Consider the following 17,113-nt stretch of genomic DNA (forward strand, 5'->3'; position numbering starts at 1 on the left):
TGTCACGGTGGCATCAGGCGCCCTCACTCGCTCACATCCACGCTGCAGGCCGTCACCACAGACTCAAAAATATTTTATTATTCAATGACTTATACACAAAACACAAACGACAGGCAAACGCCTGGCCACAACACACTGAGGGTGCCGTCATCGCTTCATATCTAGACTGTCATGCGGTGCTCACGCGCTTGCCGCCAGTTATCCCTGATAATCTTCAGCGGACTTTCCAGAAACCTTATAGATACCATTACCGAACATATGCTGGCCGCTAGCGCTGCAACACATCGGCCACTTCAGCAGAGAGCCACAACACCTTTCCGCTATCATGCCTCCCTACAACAACCATTCATGGCATGCTATGGGCTCAGGTAACACGCGATAATATCTAGTGCCAGCCATTCACCCAAGGTGGCATTTTCGCCATCAAGAAGAGGTGCTATTTCATGGCCTCCAGAATAATCTCGCCCCCGTTCGAGTAGAAGATGGTTTTACTCATCGATATGAGCGGAATGCGGATCAAGCGAACTCACACTCGTTAGATGAGAAGGCGCCGTTCGAACGGCGCTTTCCGACCTGGGGCCCGCCAGCGCGGGCCCCGCTCATGCCGTCACCTCGGCGAGGGTCTTACCGCGCCCGACCGCGTAGTAGTCGATACCCGCGGCACGCATGACCTCGGGTTCGTAGAGGTTGCGGCCATCGACCACCACCGGATGGCGCAGCTGGTCGCGAATCCAGGCCGCATCCAGGGTGCGGAACTCCTTCCACTCGGTGCAGATCACCAGCGCATCGGCCTTTCTGACCGCCTGCACCCGATCGGCGACCAGGATCAGGTCATCGCGCTCGCCGTAGATCCGCCGGCACTCGCGCATCGCCTCCGGGTCGTAGGCCTGTACCACCGCTCCGGACGACCACAGCGATTCCATCAGCGTGCGACTGGGCGCGTCGCGCATATCATCGGTCTCCGGCTTGAAGGCGAGCCCCCACAGGGCAATGGTCTTGCCCTGCAGATCGCCGCCGAACGCCGCGGAGAGCTTGTCGAACAGAGTCGTCTTCTGGCGTCGGTTGACCGCCTCCACCGCCTCCAGCAGCTCGGCGTTGTAGCCGACCTTGGCCGCGGTGCGCGACAGCGCCTGCACGTCCTTGGGGAAGCAGGAGCCCCCATAGCCGCAGCCGGGATAGATGAAGTGGTAGCCGATGCGCGGGTCGGAGCCGATGCCGCGGCGCACGTCCTCGATATCCGCCCCCAGGCGCTCGGCCAGATTGGCGATCTCGTTCATGAAGCTGATCTTGGTCGCCAGCATGGCGTTGGCGGCGTACTTGGTCAGCTCCGCCGCGCGCACGCTCATGAACATCATCTTCTCGTGGTTGCGGTTATAGGGGGCATAGCACTCGCGCATCAGCTCGTCGACTCGCGCCGCCGCCGACCCGACCACGATCCGCGCGCCGCGGGTGAAGTCCTCCAGCGCCGAGCCCTCTTTCAGGAACTCCGGATTGGAGCAGACGTCGAACGCCAGCTCGACGCCGCGCTCGGCAAGCACGCCGCTGATGCGCTCCTGTACGCGGTCGGCGGTACCCACCGGTACGGTCGACTTGTCGACCACCACCTTGTACTCCTCCATGTGGTGGCCAATGGTCGCAGCCACTGCCAGCACGTACTGCAGGTCGGCGCTGCCATCCTCATCCGGCGGCGTGCCCACGGCAATGAACTGCAGTACCCCGTGGCGCACTGCCTGGGCGGCATCGGTGGTGAAGGCGAGCCGCTCGGCTTCGACATTGCGCAGCACCATCGACTCCAGTCCGGGCTCGTAGATAGGGATCTCGCCGCGGCGCAGGCGCGCGATCTTGTCTTCGTCGATATCCACACAGACCACGCTGTGGCCCACGTCGGCGAGACAGGCGCCGGTCACCAGGCCAACGTAGCCGGTGCCGAATACGGTAATTTTCATCGACATGCATCCTCTTGGAAAAGTGCGCAAGGCGCGGGTAAGACGGTCAGCAGAGACTTTCGGGAAAGGCGTTCAGGAAAGACGTTCAGCAAAGATGTCCAGACCAGGCAGTCGTACAGGAGCCTCGGGAAATCGCCTCCCTGCCACCATGCCCACCCACCGCACCGGAGCGGTCCGCGTGATGGGCGGCGTGGTGAGGGCATAGAGGCGACCAGGGCCCCGCCGGATCAGGCGAAGGTGGGCACCTCGGCGAGCGAGCTGGCCTCGGCATCCTTGGCCGAGAGCACCGGCGCGGCCTCCACCAGCGGCCAGTCGATGGCCAGCGCCGGATCGTTCCAGGCCAGGCCATACTCGTCGCCGGGGGCGTAGTAGTCGGTACACTTGTACTGGAACTCCGCCACCTCGGTGGTGACGTAGAAGCCGTGGGCGAAGCCCGGCGGCACCCATAGCTGCTGCTTGTTGTCGGCGCTCAGCAGCGCCCCGACCCAGCGTCCGAAAGTGGGCGAGCTGCGGCGTAGATCCACCGCGACATCGAACACCTCGCCGCGGGTGACGCGGACCAGCTTGCCCTGCGGGTGCTCGAGCTGATAGTGCAGGCCGCGCAGGATGCCGCGGCCCGAGCAGCTGTGGTTGTCCTGCACGAAGCGGTAGTCGCCACAGTGGGTCACGAATTCGCTATGGCGGAAGGACTCGAGAAAGAAGCCGCGTGAGTCGCCAAATACCTGCGGCGTCATCAGCACGACATCGGGAATCGCCAGGCGCTCGTAGATCATGGTGCGCACTCCCCTCTTCTATATAGATGGCCATCGATGGATGGTGATCGGTGAACGACGCTCCGGCGCAGACCCCGCGATCGGCTCTCGGGTCCTGGGGCGCGGAACTCGGCATTCGGCTTTCGGTTGTCGGGAGCGGACCTGGCAACTAAGCCACCGAACCCGGCTGTGCGTCCTGTAGCCGCTGCATCAGATACTGGCCATAGCCGGTCTTCTTCAGCGCCTCGGCGCGCGCCGCCAGCTGGCGCTCGTCGATCCAGCCCTGGTTCCAGGCGATCTCCTCGAGACAGGCCACCTTCAGCCCCTGACGGTGTTCGATGGTCTGCACGTACTGCCCCGCTTCGAGCAGGCTGTCGTGGGTGCCGGTGTCGAGCCAGGCGAAGCCGCGGCCGAGACGCTCGACCTGCAGGTCTCCGCGCTCGAGATAGGCGTTGTTGACGCAGGTGATCTCGAGTTCGCCGCGGGCCGAGGGTTTGACGCTCTTGGCGATCTCGACGATGTCGTTGTCGTAGAAATAGAGACCGGTCACCGCGTAGGGCGAGCGCGGCCGGATCGGCTTCTCCTCGATCGATAGCGCCCGCCCGTCGGGGTCGAACTCGACCACGCCGAAGCGCTCCGGATCCTTGACCAGATAGCCGAATACGGTGGCTCCGCGCTCCCGCGCCGAGGCGCGCTTCAACTGATCCGAGAAGTGCTGACCGTGGAACAGGTTGTCGCCGAGCACCAGACACACCGGGTCGTTGCCGAGAAAGGTCTCGCCGATCAGGAACGCCTGCGCCAGGCCGTCCGGCGAGGGCTGCACGGCGTAGTCGAAGCGCACCCCGAACTGCTCGCCGTCCCCCAGTAGATGGCGGTACTGGGGCAGGTCGTCCGGGGTCGAGATGATCAGGATGTCGCGGATGCCGGCCAGCATCAGCACCGAGATCGGGTAGTAGATCATCGGCTTGTCGTAGACCGGCAACAGCTGCTTGGAGATGCCCTGCGTGATCGGGTGCAGCCGTGTGCCGGAACCGCCGGCGAGAATGATGCCCTTGCGTGCCATGGTAGAACTCCCTGTCGGTATGGCCGACGAATCGTTGGATCGCACCGTGACGCCGGTGCCAGCGTGACGCCGGGGTCAGCGGCATCGAAAAGAGCGGAAGGAAACGCGCGTCGCCTCAGCCCAGGCGCTCGTCGAGCGTCAGCGCCAGCTGCGTACGCCAGTCCGGCAGGCGCACGTCGAGGGCGCGCTCCAGCTTGTCGAGCGCCAGGCGAGAATTGAGCGGACGCGCCGCCGGGGTCGGATAGTCGGCGGTGGCGATGGCAGCCACCGCCTGGTCGTCGGCCAGCGCCAGGGGCACGCCGCGGGCGCGGGCCAGGGCGAAGATCTCGCGGGCGAAACCGTGCCAGCTGGTCTCGCCGCGGGTCGCCAGGTGGTAGACCCCGCCCGCCAGACGCCCTGCCCGGCGCGCCCGCAGCGCCAGCAGCGACAGCGTGGCGATCAGCCGTGCCGGCGTCGGTGCCCCGATCTGGTCGGCGACCACGCCGAGCCGCTCGCGCTCGGCGCCCAGGCGCAGCATGGTGTCGAGGAAGTTGCGCCCACGTGCGGCGTAGACCCAACTGGTGCGCAGGATCAACGCCTCCGGTGCGGTGGTCAGCAGCGCCTCGTCACCGGCCAGCTTGGTCGCGCCGTAGTGTCCGAGCGGGCCGGTGGCACTGCTCTCCTGCCAGGGGGCCTCGCCGCTGCCGGGATAGACGTAGTCGGAGCTGTAGTGCAGCAGTTCGCAGCCACCGCCGGCGGCGAAGTCCGCCAGCTGCGCCGGCAGCTCGGCATTGAGCCGCTGCGCCGCGTCGCGCTCTTTTTCGGCGGCGTCGACCGCGGTCCAGGCGGCGGCATTGACGATCACCGTCGGCCGCAGGGTATCGAGGGCCGCAGCCACCTTGGCCGCGCTCATCAGGTCGAGCTCGGCCCGGCTAGGGGCGACGATCTCGCCCAGCGGAGCCAGCTGCCGACGCAGCTCGAAACCGACCTGGCCACTGCCCCCCAGGATCAGCAGTGTCATGCGGTCTCCCCCAGGCGTTCGCCCTGATAGCTGCCGTTCTGGACCCGCCGCCACCAGATTTCGTTGTCGAGGAACCAGCGCACCGTCTTGCGCAGCCCGCTGTCGAAGGTCTCGCGGGGCTGCCAACCCAGCTCACGCTGGATCTTGCTGGCATCGATGGCGTAGCGCTGGTCGTGGCCGGGGCGATCGCTGACGAAGGTGATCAGATCCGCGTAGTGCGCCACCCCCGCCGGTTTGGTCGGTGCCAGCTCCTCGAGCAGCGCGCAGATCGTGCGCACCACCTCGATGTTGGTCTTCTCGTTGTGCCCGCCGATGTTGTAGGTCTCGCCCACCACCCCTTCGGTCGCGACCTGGATCAGCGCCCGCGCGTGGTCCTCGACGTAGAGCCAGTCGCGCACCTGCAGGCCATCGCCATAGACCGGCAGCGGCCGTCCAGCGAGGGCGTTGAGAATGGTCAGTGGGATCAGCTTCTCGGGGAAGTGATAGGGCCCGTAGTTGTTGGAGCAGTTGGTGACCAGCGTGGGCAGGTCGAAGGTGCGCTGCCACGCCCGCACCAGGTGGTCGGAGCTCGCCTTGCTGGCCGAGTAGGGCGAGCTCGGCGCATAGGGGGTGCACTCGGTGAACAGGTCGTCGACGCCGTGGAGATCGCCGTAGACCTCATCGGTGGAGATATGGTGGAAGCGGAATGCCGCCGCCTTGTCCGGGTCACGCCCCTTGAGCTCCTTCCAGTACTGGCGCGCCGTCTCCAGCAGCGTGTAGGTGCCCACCACGTTGGTCTCGATGAACGCCGCCGGGCCATCGATGGAGCGGTCGACATGGCTCTCCGCGGCCAGATGCATGACCACGTCCGGGGCCAGCTCGCGGAACAGCCGCGCCATCACCTTGGCATCGCAGATATCGCCGAGCCGAAACTCGTAGCGCTCGCTGTCATCGATCGGCGCCAGCGACTCCGGGTTGCCGGCGTAGGTCAGCTTGTCGACGTTGACCACGCGGTGCGGCGTTGCGCGGATCAGCTCACGGATCACCGCGGAGCCGATGAAGCCCGCGCCGCCGGTGACCAGGAATGTCTTGGCGGAGGTGGTATCGGTGGATTCGTTCATGGTCGTGTTCTCGTTCTCATGGGCGCGCCGGGGCGCCGTTTAGGTGCCTGGGGGTGCGTGACGCCCGCCGGCGGAATCCGCCGGGAGCGCACACGGCATCAGTCGCGATGGTCTTTCACGATCAGAATCAGCATGTTGAGAATCAAAGTGAGGAACAGGGCGATCACCGCGAACACCACCGAGTTGTAGAGCCGCTCGGGCTGTTCGGGGTACTCCGGCAGGGTCGGCTCCTGCAGCACCGAAACCTGCTTGAGCTTGCGTGCCGCTTCGATGCGCGTGTTCTCCAGCGCCGCCAGCGCACCCGAGTAGCTGTCCTGGGCGAACTGCGCCTTGAGCAGCAGGGTCTGGTACTCAGAGGAGATACGGTTGAGGGCATTGCCGGACTGACGCGCCAGGCGTTCACGCTCCTGCACGATCTGGTTGTCGAGCGCAGAGATCTCGCTCTCGATGCGCACCATCTCCGGCGAACGGGTGCTCTGATAGCTGGCCAGCGCCCGCTTGCGCGCCTTGGCGATGGCCAGTTGCCCCTCCAGCCCCGAGACCACCGATTCCAGGCTCTCTACGGTGCCGGTGGGCGACACCAGACCATTGGCGTTCTGGTAGTCGAGCAGGTCATTACGGGTTTGCTGGAACTGCTTCTCGAGCACGGTCACCTGCTTCTCCAGGAACTTGACCTGCTCCTGGGCCAGCCGCTGCCCCATCTCGTTCATGTGACGCTCACCATCTTTCAGCAGCAGCTCGGCGATACGGTGCGCCTCCTGCGGGGTGAACGCCTCGACGTCGATGCGCAGGACCCCGGCATAGTCGTCGAGCTCCACCGAGACCCGCTTGAGGTAGTAGTCATGGAGCTCCTCCAGCGGCGCGTTCTCGTCGTCCAGGGCGCTGAAGTAGTCGGCGCCGGCGTTGGCGTAGTGCTGGCGAAAGTCGGCCTGGGTGATCAGCAGCTTGAGCATGTCCACCGAGCGCAGGTAGTCACGCAGCAGCAGCATGTCGGCGGTGTTGCCGGCGCTGCTGCCGCTGAGCAGCGAGCTGAAGCTGAGCGTGGGGGCGGCTATCTGCGGGCTCTCGAGCACCACGTTGGCGTGGGAGACATAGCGGTCGCTGGCCCATAGCGCCCAGTAGGCGGAGACCACGGCGATCGCCACGAAGCACAGGATCCAGTGCAGGTATTTGCGTACAGAGAGCGGCTTCTTCATGACCGTTTCGCCTTTGCTGAGGTCTTGTCGTGGGAGGTGTTCTTCGGCGGCCTGTCCGGGCCCCGAGCTGCACGCTTGCGCCCTTTGCGGGCGGTGAACTGCTGCACCTGGCGACGCGCCTCATGAACGCGTTCGCGGGCATCGTCGAGCCGCCAGCGCAGGGTCTCCTCGGGGGGGTCCGCCGTCCCCGCGGCGCTGTCGCCGGCGGCATCGAGGGCTTCCCGGGCGGCGTCGAAGCGCGCATTGGCCTCGGCCAGCGCCTGCTTGGCCTCCTCCAGATTGCGGACTGTGGCCAGCCGCGGCGGGACGTAGCCGTCACCGGCGCTGTGGTAGGCCTCGATCGCGTCCTCTATCTCGTCGAACCAGAACGCGCGGCCGCGGTCGAGCAGAATCCCGGCCTGGCAGAACTCACGCAGCACGCCCTCGCCGTGAGAAACCATGATCAGGCTGGCCCGGCCGATGCGCGCCTTGAACGCCTCGCTCGCCTTCTGCTTGAAGTGGCGGTCGCCCACCGCCGTGGCCTCGTCGGAGAGATAGACATCGAAGTCGAAGGCCAGCGACAGCCCGAAGGCGAGCCGCGAGCGCATCCCCGATGAGTAGGTCTTGATCGGCTCGTCGAAGGCGCGGCCGATGTCGGCGAAGCTCTCCACCGCCGCGATGATCTCCTCGATCTCGTCATCGGCACCGTGGATCCGGGCGACGAACTTGACGTTCTGGCGCCCGGTCATCGAGCCCTGGAAGCCGCCGGCCAGACCGATCGGCCAGGAGACCCGGCTGGCGCGCACGATCTCGCCGCGATCCGGGGTGTCCATGCCGCCGATCAGCCGCAGCAGGGTCGACTTGCCGGCACCGTTGCGCCCCAGCAGGCCGACGCTGACCCCGGCGGGAATGCTCAGGTTGATGTCCTCGAGCACCCACTGGCTGCCATGGTGGTTGTGATAGCGCTTGTAGAGATGACGGATATCGATCATGGCTCGCTCCTCCGCGCTAGTGCGCTTTCAACTTGGCGGCGAAACGGATGTGCAGCAGCAGACCCAGCGCCAGCAGCGACAGCGCCCAGAACCAGAGGTAGGTCATGTCGATATCGTCGAGGGTGTGATAGCCGGGGAAGAACGCGACCCGCATGCTCTCCAGACCGTGGACCAGCGGATTCCACAGCAGGTAGTCGCGGTAGGGGTAAGGCACGTACATCACCGGCAGGATCACGCCCGAGAGCAGCAGCAGCGGCAGGTTGAGGATGCGCACCACGCGGCCGAACTCCGGCACCAGGTCGCCGAGCACCGAGACCGTCAGCCCCGCGCCCCACCCCAGCGCCCACAGCGACAGCCAGTCGAGCAGCACACCGAGGGGGTGGTCCGGCATCAGCTCGAACTGGAGCAGGTTGCCGATCAGCATGAACATCAGGAACAGGAAGGACTTGAGCATGCCCTCCAGGAAGCAGCGCACCAGCACGGTATCGACTGGCTTGACCTGGCGGTAGGCGAACAACCCCTTGTTGGCGTCGATCGCCCCCAGCGCACGCATCATGTTCTCGCGGAACAGCCCGAAGCCCATCAGCCCGACGATCATCCACGGCACGTGGTCGGCGCCGGAGATCTCGCTGCCCGACATGAACAGTCCGCGGATCGAGACCATCACGCCGATGATCGCCAGCGGTTCGAAGATCATCCAGAACCAGCCCATGCGGTCGGCCATGGTGCGCGAGATCGCCTCGCGCATGAACATCGCGAACCACACGCTGCGGGCCACCCGCCAGGCACCGCGGCGGCGCGCTCCGGCGACCGGAAGTAGGGAGTCAGCCATGCGCCCGCCCTCCTCTCGCGGCGGCGCTCATAGATCGAGCGCCACTTTGGTCGCCACCGCGACCTGGTAGAGGATCTGGGTGATGCTCGCCGCCAGCTCGATGTTGCTGGTCGGCGCCGCGGGCAGCACGATGATCTCGTCGCCGGCGCGCATGCGGGTCTGGTCGGCGTGCATCACCGCACCGTTGCGATGCACCACCAGCACCTGGTCCTCGTCGGCACGTGGGGTGAAGCCACCGGCCAGACGGATATAGTCGTCGGCGCTCATCCCGGAGGTGAACACCAGCGCCTGCGGAATCACCACCTCACCGCTGAGCAGCACCGAATCGGTGCTCTCGGGGATGGTGACGATATCGCCATCCTGCAGGCGGATATCGGCGACCCCGCTGTCGCGCGCCACCACCAGCCGGCCGTTGGGCTTGACCTGCGCCGCCTTCTGCACGAAGCGCTCGATCAGCTCTGCCTGGCGCACCTGGATTTCGCCCTCCTTGGCGGTACGCGAGGGGTAACCGAGATAGGTGGTCTCGAGCCGGCGCAGGCTCTCCTTGAGTGACGCCGCCTGCTGGCGGGCGACGCTGATCCGCCGGATCGAGACATCGCGATAGCTGGTCATGTCCCGCGGCACGCTGATCGCGTTGAGCAGCTCGCCCAGCTTGGCATTGCGCGGCAGCGCATAGCGCGAGGGGCCGTAGTAACTGCCTTCGACCTGCACCACGATGGTCTCGTCGCGCTGATCGGCGCTGAACAGCACCTCGTCACCACGCCGAACCTGGGCGGCGCGGAAGGCGGCCAGCGGCAGGTAGCGCGATAACGGCCCCTCGGGGCGGCTCCCGCGCAGCAGCACATGCGAGACGCCGGCCTTGAGCCGCGCCAGGTCGAGCACGTCCTGCCCGGTCAGGCTGTCGCCCACCAGCTCGTAGCGATAGTTCTTCTGCACGTCCCCGACCACACTGATCGCCGGACCCCGCGCCTCCACCACCAGGGTGTCGCCATCGCGGAACTGGGGCCGTGCGATCTCGCCGTTGAGCAGGAAGTCATACAGATCGACCACGTCGATCACCCGGCTGCCGCGCTTGATCAGCACCCGGCGATAACTGCCCAGCGCCTGGTCGATGCCGCCGGCCTGATCGAGGAAGTAGAGTACCGAGTCGTTGGGCGTCCCGGCGTAGCGGCCCGGGCTGTTGACATAGCCGGTCACGAACACGCCCACCGGCTGCACGCCCTGCAGATTGGTATAGACGCTGACGTTCTCGGGATAGACCGACTTGACCGCGCCGCGCACCTTGGCGTTGAGCTGGGCATTGGAGATGCCCTGGACCTGCAGCGGCCCGATCCGCGGCAGGAAGATGTTGCCCTGGGCGTCCACCACCAGCACCCGGTCGAGTTCCACCCCACCCCATACCCGAATGGTGATATGGTCACCCGGCTTGATCAGGTAGGCCGGGTTGAGGCCATCGGCCATGGTGCCGCGGAAGCCACCGGTGAACAGGTTCGCGCCGAACGGCGGCAGCGACTCCGGGTCGACCGGCACCTGGGTGCGCGGATCGATCGGCCCATAGGTGCCACTGTCCCAGTCGGCCCGCGGAATCTCTTCGCCGCTGGCCGCGCCCGAATCGGACGCGGTCAGCGGCTGCGCCTCGGCATCACTGCCGAGCAGCGAACTGCTGTCGACGCCGATCGACTGCGCGTGTGCCGCGCCGGCGTTCAGCCACGCTACCGCCACCAGGCACATTGCCCGGGAAATCCATGCTGCGCGCTTCATGTTGTGTTCCTGCCCTAGACTCGTTGTCGGCCGGCGCGGGGGCTCAAGGCGCCCGGCTGCGGCTCGGTTATTGGCCGCGCAGCGTGACCGCGGCCCGTAGCGGCGGCTCGCTGCGGCGGCGGCGCTGGCTAGCGCACCACCTCGGTCACCAGCCGCTGGGTGTACCAGCCGCGGGCGGCGACCCGGCAGGCCACCTCGCCGCTGCCCAGCGCCGCCGGTACCGCCCCGCGACTCACATCGAGCCGCAGGCACTCATGGCCGCTGGCGGCGAAGTAGCGCTCACGCGCGTAGACGGTGACGTTGCCGCCCCAGGGCGACGCCGCCAGCGTGGTCACGGCGCCATCCGGCGCGCGCTCGAGAAAGGCGCTCAGGGCGGGCCCTGCCGGCGTGGCATCCGCCATCGCCAGGGTGTCGGTGGCGCCGGAACGGCCGCCCGGCGCAGCACAGCCGGCCAGGCCGGTGGCCAGCACCAGGGCGGCGGCCAGCCACACCGGTGGTTGTCTGCGGCCTCGCGTCTGGCTGCGGGCTCGCGTCTGGGGTCTGCGTACGCGCTTCGGGTGCTGCATGCGGGTTATCCTCCTGCTTGTCCTGCCTGGCCCGCCGGCCGCCCGGCCAGCGGGAACACATCGAACAACGGTTCAAATGACGCCCTCGCGCCGCAACGCGGCGATCAGCCCGGCGACCGTCAGCGCCAGGTCATCGTGCGAGGTATCGATCTCGAGCTCGGGGTGCTGGGGCGCTTCGTAGGGTGAGCTGATGCCGGTGAACTGGGCGATCTCCCCTGCCCGTGCGCGGCGATAGAGCCCCTTGGGGTCACGTCGCTCGCACACCTCGAGCGGGGTATTGACGAACACTTCGATGAACTCGCCCGGCGCCATCCGCTCGCGCACCCGCTGGCGCTCCTGGCGGAAGGGGGAGATCAGCGCGACCAGCACGATCATTCCGGCGTCGACCATCAGCCGAGCCACCTCGCCGACCCGGCGCATGTTTTCCAGGCGCTCGTGGTCGCCGAAGCCCAGATCGCTGCACAGGCCGTGGCGCAGGTTGTCGCCATCGAGCAGATAGGTGCTGTGGCCCATGCCGAAGAGCTGGCGCTCGAGCGCATCGGCGACACTCGACTTGCCGGCCCCGGAGAGTCCGGTGAACCACACCACGCAAGGCTTCTGACGGTGACGCTCGGCGCGGCGACGCTGGGTCACCGCCATGTCGTGCCACACCAGATTGGCCGCGCTCAGGGTGTCGACGACCATGCCGGCGGCGACGGTCAGGTGGTTGAAGCGATCGATCAGCACGAAGGCGCCGGTGCCCGGGGAGCGCTGATAGCTGTCCAGCACCAGCGGCTGATCCACCTCGATCTGGCAGCGCGCGATCCCGTTGAGCGCGAGCTGCTGCGTGGGCATGTGCGCCAGGGTGTCGACGTCGACCTGATGCTGCAGTCGCACCACCCGCGCGCAGACGCTACGGGTCGCCGCCTTGAGCTCGTACTCGTGGCCCAGCGCCAGCGGCGTCTCGTGCAGCCACACCAGATCCGCGCTGAAGGCGCTGCACGGCGTCAGCTCCGACGCTTCCGCCACCAGCATGTCACCGCGCGAGACGTCGACCTCGGCGTCGAGGGTCACGGTGATCGACTGGCCTGGATAGGCGATCTCGAGATCACCATCGGTGGTGACGAGGCGCGCCACCCTGGCGCGCCGCCGCGACGGCAGCACGCGCACCGCATCCCCCGGACGCAGGGTGCCGGCGGCCAGGGTGCCGCAGTAGCCACGGAAGTGGGGGTTGGGACGATTGACGTACTGCACCGGAAAGCGCAGCGCCTCGAACGGCGCCGGGGTGGTGATATCGATCTGCTCGAGCAGCGGCAGCAACGCCGGGCCACGCTGGCCACCGAGCTGATACCACGGCATGCGCTCGCTGGGGTCGACGACGTTGTCACCCTCCAGCGCGGAGAGCGGCACGAAACGGATATCCGTGGCCGCCAGCCTAGTAGCGAAGTGGCGGTACGCCTCGACGATCTCCTCGAAACGTTCGCGGGAGTAGCCAACCAGATCCATCTTGTTGACCGCCACCACCAGATGGCGGATGCCCAGCAGGTCGCACAGAAAGCTGTGCCGACGGGTCTGCGCCTGCACCCCAAGGCGGGCATCGATCAGGATCACCGCCAGGTCTGCGGTGGAAGCCCCGGTGACCATGTTGCGGGTGTACTGCTCGTGTCCCGGGGTGTCGGCGATGATGAACTTGCGCTTGTCGGTGGAGAAGAAACGGTAGGCGACATCGATGGTGATGCCCTGCTCGCGCTCCGCCTGCAGGCCGTCGACCAGCAGCGCCAGGTCCATGCGCTCACCGGTGGTGCCACAGCGCTTGGAGTCCCGCGCCACCGCCGCCAGTTGGTCCTCGAAAATCATCCTGGCGTCGTGCAGCAGGCGACCGATCAGGGTCGACTTGCCATCGTCGACGCTGCCGCAGGTGATGAAGCGCAGGAGCCCCTTGCGCTCGTGCACCCTCAGGTAGGCCTCGATGTTGTCGGTGATCATCGCTGATGCGTGTGACACGGTGTTCCCTCTCGGTGGCAGGTAGCGCCCGGGCGCCGGCCGGCACGGCTTGGTTGGCTCAAAGATGGTTGGTTCGAACATGGCCGGTTCAGACATGGCCGGTTCAGAAGTAGCCTTCGCGTTTTTTCTTCTCCATCGAGCCCGCCTGATCGTGGTCGATGGCGCGTCCGAAACGTTCGCTGGTGCGGGTCAGCAGCATCTCCTGGATGATCGCGGGCAGCGTCGCCGCGTGGGACGCCACCGCGCCGGTGAGCGGGTAGCAGCCGAGGGTGCGAAAACGCACCCAGCGCTCCTCGGGGACCTCGCCCGGGGCCAGCGGCAGCCGCGCGTCGTCGACCATGATCAGCCGGCCGTCGCGCGCCACCACCGGACGCGGCGCGGCGTAATAGAGCGGCACGATGGGAATCGACTCGAGGTGGATGTATTGCCAGATATCCAGCTCGGTCCAGTTGGAGAGCGGGAACACGCGGATCGACTCGCCCGAGCCGATCCTGCCGTTGTAGAGATTCCACAGTTCCGGGCGCTGGTTCTTGGGATCCCAGCGATGGTGCCTGTCGCGGAACGAGTAGACCCGCTCCTTGGCCCGCGAGGCCTCCTCGTCGCGCCGCGCGCCACCGAAGGCGGCATCGAAGCCGTACTTGTCCAGCGCCTGCTTGAGGGCCTGGGTCTTCATGATGTCGGTGTACTTGGCGCTGCCGTGGTCGAAAGGGTTGATGCCCGCGACTCGCCCCTCTTCATTGATGTGCTCGATCAGTGGCATGCCGACCTGGGCCACCATGCGATCGCGGAAGGCGATCATCTCCTTGAACTTCCAGGTGGTGTTGACGTGCATCAGCGGGAACGGCGGCGAGCCCGGATAGAACGCCTTACGCGCCAGATGAAGCATCACCGAGGAGTCCTTGCCGATGGAGTAGAGCATCACCGGGTGGCGGAACTCGGCCACGACCTCGCGGATGATGTGCATCGACTCCGCCTCGAGCTGCCTGAGGTGGGTCTGCCACAACGTCGTCAGCACGCTCATCCGCGTGCCTCCGGCCGATACCAAGGTGGCGCAGCAGCACCGACGCCCGTGCTAACGCCTGCGGGGATGCCTGGGGACTCAAAGTCATGTACACCGCTGATGCTGGCAGACGCAGACATGTCAATTCCTGTAATCACGGGCCACTCCGGCGCCAGCCGGATCGTGTTGACGTTTCGCTACACGGCAGCGAAAGAGGCAGTCATCAGTGCTATCGCCGGCTCTCTTAAAGTGGCGACCTCGCGCTCTTTTTCGGTGAAACCCTTCGACGAGTCAAACTTCATAAAACCATATTGTTTCTTTTTGTAATTGCAAAAAATCGATTAATGACATGACTCTATCAAGTTCTCGATCAACAAATTAATCGCAAGAATTGAGATTTTCTAAACGAATTCAAGAGACTGTTTTTTATAGCATTTTTAGAAAAAAACAAAAATTGAAGGGGCGTTCCTTGAACACCAGACATGCACTTTCCCCGGTGGTGAATGGGCACCATCCTCTGCGATTCATGAGAAAGCCAGACATCGACGCCAGAACGGCCATGAAAGAAAACGGAGAGCAAGACACCTCAATACATGAAGGCTCTCATACTCGTGCGGTTCGCCTTTTCCATGAGAAAACCTTGATTACATTTACGCCTTCGATTAGCGCGTTAATCGATACACATTGAAACGCCAGCCATCGCCTCCCTTGCTGCAGCGATCTGACGACTGAAAACGCCCCAAATCCAACCCTCGATGCGCTACACTGCGCGCACTCTGCCGCCCGCACACCGGCAATTGCCTAATGCAGGGAAGTTGCGTAGCGTAGCGATCCATTTCGATGACGGTCTGGCCTTTTTCTCGCAATATGAACAACGATCCGACAGTCTCGTCGTCTTCTTCAGTCGGGGCCGATGGGGGCCGCGTGGCCGGCTATCTCTCCCGTGGTCTGGCGCGCTGGCACATCGTGGGGTGTCTGCTGCCGGAGTATCCGCAGCTCAAGCATGTCGGCCCGCGCAGCCGGCGCCCGCTCGATGCGGTCGTCGGCTGGGGGCTCAAGCCCACCGCGGCCCGGGCGCGTCGCCTCGCCGCCCGACGTGACCTGCCCTACGTGGCGATCGAAGACGGTTTCCTGCGCTCGCTGGGACTGGGGGTCGACCACGCCCAGCCGCACAGCCTGGTGGTCGATTTCAGCGGCATCTATTACGACGCCACCCGGCCCTCCGATCTCGAGCGCTGGCTCAACCACGCCGAGTTCGACGCCGCCGAACTCGCCCGCGCGGCATGCGCCATGCAGCGTCTGCGCGAGCTGCGTCTGTCCAAGTACAACCACGCGCCGGACCGCCCCCTGCCTCCGGCCGAGTGCCCGCGCGTGCTGGTGGTGGACCAGACCCGTGACGACGCCTCGATTACCCACGGCATGGCCGACGCTGCCGCCTTCACGCGGATGCTCGAACAGGCGCTGGCCGACCACCCCGAGGCCGAGATACTGATCAAGACCCATCCCGATGTGATCGCCGGGCGCAAGCGCGGCTATCTCACCGAGGCGGCGGCGCGGCCGCGCTGCCGCCTGATGGGCGAAGACATCAACCCCTGGGCGCTGATGGATGCGGTGGAAGCGGTCTACGTGGTCACCAGTCAGCTCGGGTTCGAAGCGCTGATGGCGGGCAAGCCGGTGCACTGCTTCGGTGTCCCCTTCTACGCCGGCTGGGGCCTGACCCGGGACGCGCAGTCATGCCCACGGCGGCAGCGACGGCGCACGCTGGAGGAGCTGTTCGCGGCGGCCTATCTGCGCTACTGCCGCTACGCCAACCCCTACACCGTGACGCCCTCGACCCTGGAGGAGACCCTCGACCTGCTCGCCGACCAGAAACGCCAGCGCGACCGTCTGGCAGGTCACTGGCTGGCATTGGGTTTCTCCAACTGGAAGCGCAGCTTCGTCAGAGATTTCCTGGGTCCGGCGGCGACGGTGCAGTTCAGCCACGAGAAGACGCCGCTGGCGGCGCAACTCGCAGCCTGCGACAGCCTGGTGGTGTGGGGGCAAAAGCTCACCCCGGAGATCAGGGCGCTGTGCCAAGCGCACGGCGTACGCCTGTGGCGCATGGAGGATGGCTTCGTGCGCTCGGTGGGCCTCGGGGTCGATCTGACCCGGCCACTTTCGCTCGCCTTCGATGCCCAGGGTCTCTATTACGACGCCAATCACACCAGCGATCTCGAGCAGCTGCTCGAACACACCACCTTCGATGCCGCCCTGCTGGCCCGGGCGGCGCGTCTGCGCGAACGGCTGATCGAACTCAAGCTGTCGAAGTACAACGTCGTTGGGCGCAGCCACCCGGCGCTGCCGCGCGAAGCCATCGGCACCCGGCCGATCGTGCTGGTGCCGGGCCAGGTCGAGACCGACGCCTCGATCGCCCAGGGCTCGCCGGAGATCAAGACCAATCAGCAGCTGCTGACCGCCGTACGCGAACGCCGCCCGGATGCCTTCATCATCTACAAGCCGCATCCGGACGTGACCTCGGGGGCGCGGATCGGGCTGGTCGACCGTCAGGCCCAGGGTCTGTTCGACCTCGAGCTGGTCGACTGCGACATCATCGATCTCATCGACCTGGCCGACGAGATTCACACCATGTGTTCGCTGACTGGCTTCGAGGGGCTGATGCGCGGAGTCGCGGTACACACCTACGGCTTGCCGTTCTACGCCGGCTGGGGGCTGACCCATGATCGTCTGCACAGTCCACGGCGCACGCGCCGCCTGGATCTCGACGAGCTGATCGCCGGGGCGCTGCTGCTCTACCCGACCTATGTCGATCCGCAGAGCGGCGACTACTGCAATGCCGACACCGCCATCGAATTGATGCGCCAGCAGCGCAGCAAGCGCCGTGGGCTCTCCCTGCGCACCCGCGCCTATCGCCTCTACCGCAACCTGTTTTCCAAAAGGCAATGA

At 65.9% G+C, this 17,113-nt stretch carries 13 protein-coding genes; 1 reads left to right on the forward strand and 12 read right to left on the reverse strand.

Annotation, left to right across the window (positions count from 1 at the left end; translation table 11 throughout):
- Positions 1-599: 599 nt before the first annotated feature.
- The 12 genes from DOM66_RS04410 to cysD all read right to left on the reverse strand — a co-directional run bounded on the left by DOM66_RS04410 (position 600) and on the right by cysD (position 14,191).
- On the reverse strand, positions 600-1,946 hold the full coding sequence (locus DOM66_RS04410) for a UDP-glucose dehydrogenase family protein (protein ID WP_110689611.1): 1,347 nt from the start codon (positions 1,944-1,946) through the stop codon (positions 600-602).
- Between the two features lie 227 nt (positions 1,947-2,173).
- The gene (gene rfbC, locus DOM66_RS04415) at positions 2,174-2,719 is read right to left on the reverse strand and encodes a dTDP-4-dehydrorhamnose 3,5-epimerase (protein WP_110689353.1); all 546 of its coding nucleotides are present in this window, start codon (positions 2,717-2,719) and stop codon (positions 2,174-2,176) included.
- Positions 2,720-2,867: 148 nt separating this feature from the next.
- Positions 2,868-3,761, reverse strand: coding sequence for a glucose-1-phosphate thymidylyltransferase RfbA (rfbA, locus tag DOM66_RS04420; RefSeq protein ID WP_110689354.1), 894 nt, complete (start codon positions 3,759-3,761; stop codon positions 2,868-2,870).
- Positions 3,762-3,876: 115 nt separating this feature from the next.
- On the reverse strand, positions 3,877-4,761 hold the full coding sequence (gene rfbD, locus DOM66_RS04425; RefSeq protein WP_110677343.1) for a dTDP-4-dehydrorhamnose reductase: 885 nt from the start codon (positions 4,759-4,761) through the stop codon (positions 3,877-3,879).
- The gene (gene rfbB, locus DOM66_RS04430) at positions 4,758-5,861 is read right to left on the reverse strand and encodes a dTDP-glucose 4,6-dehydratase (RefSeq protein WP_110677341.1); all 1,104 of its coding nucleotides are present in this window, start codon (positions 5,859-5,861) and stop codon (positions 4,758-4,760) included. Before rfbB ends, rfbD begins: the two co-directional genes overlap by 4 nt.
- A gap of 98 nt (positions 5,862-5,959) precedes the next feature.
- The gene (locus DOM66_RS04435; RefSeq protein WP_110689355.1) at positions 5,960-7,057 is read right to left on the reverse strand and encodes a chain-length determining protein; all 1,098 of its coding nucleotides are present in this window, start codon (positions 7,055-7,057) and stop codon (positions 5,960-5,962) included.
- Complete coding sequence (locus DOM66_RS04440; RefSeq protein ID WP_110689356.1) at positions 7,054-8,028, reverse strand: ABC transporter ATP-binding protein; 975 nt, start codon at positions 8,026-8,028, stop codon at positions 7,054-7,056. The genes DOM66_RS04435 and DOM66_RS04440 overlap by 4 nt, the downstream gene beginning before the upstream one ends.
- A 16-nt stretch (positions 8,029-8,044) precedes the next feature.
- The gene (locus DOM66_RS04445; RefSeq protein WP_188115133.1) at positions 8,045-8,860 is read right to left on the reverse strand and encodes an ABC transporter permease; all 816 of its coding nucleotides are present in this window, start codon (positions 8,858-8,860) and stop codon (positions 8,045-8,047) included.
- Positions 8,861-8,887: 27 nt separating this feature from the next.
- Complete coding sequence (locus DOM66_RS04450; protein ID WP_110689357.1) at positions 8,888-10,621, reverse strand: polysaccharide biosynthesis/export family protein; 1,734 nt, start codon at positions 10,619-10,621, stop codon at positions 8,888-8,890.
- A gap of 128 nt (positions 10,622-10,749) precedes the next feature.
- On the reverse strand, positions 10,750-11,187 hold the full coding sequence (locus tag DOM66_RS04455; RefSeq protein WP_110677335.1) for a DVU3141 family protein: 438 nt from the start codon (positions 11,185-11,187) through the stop codon (positions 10,750-10,752).
- A gap of 72 nt (positions 11,188-11,259) precedes the next feature.
- Entirely contained in the window at positions 11,260-13,170 is a 1,911-nt protein-coding gene (cysN, locus tag DOM66_RS04460; RefSeq protein ID WP_110677334.1) for a sulfate adenylyltransferase subunit CysN, read from the reverse strand.
- Positions 13,171-13,273: 103 nt separating this feature from the next.
- Positions 13,274-14,191, reverse strand: coding sequence for a sulfate adenylyltransferase subunit CysD (gene cysD, locus DOM66_RS04465; RefSeq protein ID WP_188115134.1), 918 nt, complete (start codon positions 14,189-14,191; stop codon positions 13,274-13,276).
- 903 nt (positions 14,192-15,094) lie between these two features.
- Here cysD and DOM66_RS04470 point away from each other — a divergent pair.
- The gene (locus tag DOM66_RS04470; RefSeq protein WP_342588183.1) at positions 15,095-17,113 is read left to right on the forward strand and encodes a capsular polysaccharide biosynthesis protein; all 2,019 of its coding nucleotides are present in this window, start codon (positions 15,095-15,097) and stop codon (positions 17,111-17,113) included.

The organism is Salinicola endophyticus (assembly GCF_003206575.1).
Taxonomy (GTDB): Bacteria; Pseudomonadota; Gammaproteobacteria; order Pseudomonadales; family Halomonadaceae; genus Salinicola; species Salinicola endophyticus.